At 33.3% G+C, this 3834-nt stretch carries 3 protein-coding genes; 1 reads left to right on the top strand and 2 read right to left on the bottom strand.

Annotated elements, in window-relative coordinates:
- The coding region (locus F6K22_RS34995; protein ID WP_293109069.1) for a type IV pilin-like G/H family protein at positions 1-414 on the bottom strand (414 nt) is incomplete at its 3' end.
- A 215-nt stretch (positions 415-629) separates the two neighbouring features.
- Here F6K22_RS34995 and F6K22_RS34990 point away from each other — a divergent pair.
- Positions 630-866, top strand: a complete 237-nt coding sequence (locus tag F6K22_RS34990; protein WP_293109067.1) for a hypothetical protein — start codon at positions 630-632, stop codon at positions 864-866.
- On the opposite strand, the gene F6K22_RS34985 is transcribed toward F6K22_RS34990, so the two are convergent.
- Positions 863-3834: pentapeptide repeat-containing protein (locus tag F6K22_RS34985; protein ID WP_293109065.1), on the bottom strand; the 2972-nt coding region annotated here is incomplete at its 5' end. The genes F6K22_RS34990 and F6K22_RS34985 overlap by 4 nt on opposite strands.

The following is a 3834-nucleotide window of genomic DNA, read 5'->3' as shown; positions in this document are numbered from 1 at the left end:
TTCTGCGATAGATATTACTTTCATCTTTGATATATATATAATTCCTATAAAATATCTCAGTGTAGAATCTTTTGGCGTAGCTAAAATTATTGATAATTCAGGAGGAATTAATGGATTATCGAGAAGTTCATACCGATAGTTTTCTGTTTCATCAGATAACTCTAATATTTCTAAATTTTCAGTAAATTTATTATTATCAATGTAGTAAACCCATTGATTTTTATTAGCACCATTTATCTTAAGTCTTGGTTCAGCTTCTTTTGCTTTTGCTACAAGATTTAAAAACGTACCTAAACCAATAGCTGACAAAATCCCAATAATAATGATCGTTACTAATAATTCGATTAAAGTAAATCCATGATTATTATTTTGCTTGTTTAAATGTTGTAAAAGTTTGAGAGATAAATTATTCATGGTTCCCCAGATTTAAAAAGTAAATTGACAATTTATTTAAGGCTTCATTCGTAAGCATTCAGCCGTCAGCTGTCAGCTATCAGCTATGAGTTATTAAGTCACTATCATACGAAAGGAGGAATTAGTCTCCAAAGAGAATTAAAACTTATGAATAAAAAAGCCATGATCTAACTTTAGTAAGTCTTGTACCTTTAAAAGCTGAATGCTGAATGCTAATGGCTGAATGCTTACCTTCATTCATTAAGTTAGCTGTCGGATGTTGGGAAACAATACCTTTTAATATTCTCATGGATTATTTGACAGTATATTGGTTTTTTGCTGTGGGAATTTCTCCCACTTCAAGGAAAATATTTACTTGTTGCAAAGCTTCTATTTTTTCTGCTGAAGTCAACCAATTTTATAGTTCAATAGCTGACTTTAATTCGGCTAAAGCTTCGGCAAAATTAGGTTAAAAATTTCCATATAAGTTTTGCCAAGTTGGAGGTATTTCTGCGGAATTTTGACAAATAACTGGCAACCAAGTTGCGCCAGGAAATTTATCTTCTAAAGATTCTAATTTTTCCCTAGCTTGTCGCACGGAAATAGATAAAGATTGACCGCTAGAAAATAATTGAAGAAAATGCTTTAAAAATTCCTGGGCAACTAAGTCTGCAACGGGTTCTCGCATGACAATAATTGCGGGAATATGTAATTGAGCAAGTTGTCGAGCTAGACCTAATCCATCGCAAGAATTAAAGATGGCTAATTGTAAGCCTTTTTTAATAGCTGCTGTTAGAGCATTTTCTAATTCCTCAATTGTCATTGTTGTTTCATTTCCTAAATAAAAGCATCCGGTACTTCCATCAGCTTCACTTTTGCTATGACCGGAAAAACAAATAATATCCCAACCTTTTTCATCCCATAATTTTTGATGTAATTCTTGGCGGTTGGGTTTGACTAAGGAAACAGTTTCTGCTACCTCTTGCGGGAGACTTTCTAAATATTGTTTATCTGCTGCAATATTTAATCCTTTGTCATCTCCAAAAATTGCTAAGATGCGGATTTTTTCCCTAGCAATATTTAATTTTTCGAGTCGGTTAGCTTTTGGGAGACCTATGGCAGTTTCGCCAAATTGATAATCTGAAAAAAAGCTCCATAGGTGCCAGGGAATGCGCTGCATTAAAGCATCTTCAGATTGGATAATTAGTCGTAGTTTGTCTGAGGGATTAAATTTAGTTCGTAGTTCCTTTTCTATGGGTTGAAAATCTGAAGTATTTAACCAGTCGTTGAGGAGCGAACGCCACTTTTCCTTTAATTTCCGAATCTGATTAATTATTTTTTGCTCTTGTTGATCTATCTCTTTGTCAGAAAAATTTGTGGGATTATTTTTATTAATTTTGATTCTAGGGACGTGGTGATATTTTAATTCTTTTAATTCTTGTAATTGTCGATCTTTTTCTCTCCAGTCTTGATAGAGTTGAGGAATTTCTGAATTTGGGGGTAACTTACTGGAAAAAGAAATTGGTAAAGGATGACCGTCTGACCAAATATTAGCTCTAATAAATGGAAAACCTGTTTGAAAATTTCCCCCTTCAAAATTGAGAGCAACCAAATAATTAGCAGAGGTTGATTTTTGAAATATCTCATTAACCAAAGATATCATATGTTTGTTTTGCTCTTCTAAACGAGCATCTTGTTTCTTTATTTCTGCCAACTCTATCTGATGTTGCTGATACTGTTTCTGACTATCCTGAATATTTTGACTTATATATCGTTTAGTTTCTTGTAATTCTTTCTGATATTTTTCCTCTATCACTCTCACATTTTGCTCGTATATTTCCATAAAGTCTTGATGAATTTTTTCCTTCTTGGTTTCTGGAGGTACATCAATTCTAATTACTACTACTCCATCTCCTTTATTTTCCATACCTTGAATTTTCATGGGGATGCCTTGGTTTTCCACTTGTACCTGTTGGAAAGATGACATAAATGCTTTGGCATCTACTCCATTTCGGAAAATTAAATCTACAGTATTCAAGACTTCTTGGAATAATTTTGTAAAGTCTCCCTCTTGAAAATATCCACTGCTAGGGCGACGTTCTCTATCGTCTGTTTCTGGTTTTGGTTTCTCTAATAAATAGATATATTTTGATTCAATATTATCGAGGATAGTAGTATGGTCGATATTCCAACCTTCTAAACAAGTTCCTGACATTTGAGCGGTGGTAAAATTAGTTCCTATTGCTAATGCTTCGGTTAAATTTGCATTGTTTAAATTGGCAGCTTGTAGAGAAGCTTCTCCTAAGTCTGCTAATTTTAAATTGGCATTACTTAGGTCGGCACTTATGAGGTTTGCTCCTCTTAAGTTTGCTCCTATAAATTCTTGCTCTTTTCCCCATCCAGTTATTAATAAATCTCTGACTTTTATATCTTCTAATATAGTTGCTTCGACTCTGGCAAATTTTAAATATTTGGTTTGTCGCCAGAATGTGCGAGTGGCATTAGCAAATCGAAAATTTGTGCTTTTAAGGATGGCATGACTAAAGTCGGCATCCGTTAAATTTGCATTTTTAAAACAAGTGCCTCCTAAAGTTCCAATGGCAACAGCAAATTTAAGGATGAAAAGATTATTTTCGTCTTCGTGTAATATCTTTTTTGCGATTTGTTTGGTTATTAATATTAGGGTTAGAGAAAGAGCTATAGCTAGGGCAGTTACTATCACTATAATAGGTATAGGTATTAGTTCAAAATTGTCTACCTTATTCTCAGTAATAATTCTTATAGCAAAATCGTCTACCTCATTCTCAGTAAGAAGTCCTACAGCAATTGCAGCAACTATTCCTGCTCCTGTTACTGCTATATCTCTTAACAATTTACCAGCAATAGTTTCAGCTAAAACTACTGCCAAAGTCAGGGTAAAAATCAAAACAAATATAGATGCTGCAGACACAATAAAACTGATAATTATATTCACAAATATTTCCAAATTTGCCGTACCATTATCGGCTACTTTATCAGCAATAATGCCAGGTCTGAAGGCTCTTAACCCTGAGAAGAAATCAACAACCTGTTGAGGTGGATTTTCTGGTATTCCTAAAAAACTTAAATATTTAACAAAAAGACTATACCATTGTCTAAATTTTTCTGGGCGCATACCCAATACTGTAAGTGTTGGAATTATTAGCATCATCAAAGGAATTACAGAAAATAAATATGCTATTGCTTTTTGAACTCCTTGACGAATAGTTACTACTAATAAACCAATATTGACAATTTCTAGGAACAGAAAAATAACTACATTGAACAGAAAAGTAGCAAGATTTGGGATGATAAATTTGTCTTTTAGTCCTTCTACCTTTTCTCCTTCAAAAACAAAGTCTATGGGAGTATCAACAGCAATAGTTGTACCAAAAACATAAATTATACATAGAATAGCAGAAA

Origin of the sequence: Okeania sp. SIO2F4, assembly GCF_010672385.1 — a bacterium.
Lineage (GTDB): Bacteria > Cyanobacteriota > Cyanobacteriia > Cyanobacteriales > Microcoleaceae > Trichodesmium.
Note: the sequence above shows the minus strand (reverse complement) of the source record. Positions and strands in the feature narration are given on the sequence as shown.

Bases quoted from the DNA above. Each gene is read 5' to 3' on its own strand.
- F6K22_RS34990 (WP_293109067.1), top strand. From the start codon at position 630: ATGGCTGAATGCTTACCTTCATTCATTAAGTTAGCTGTCGGATGTTGG.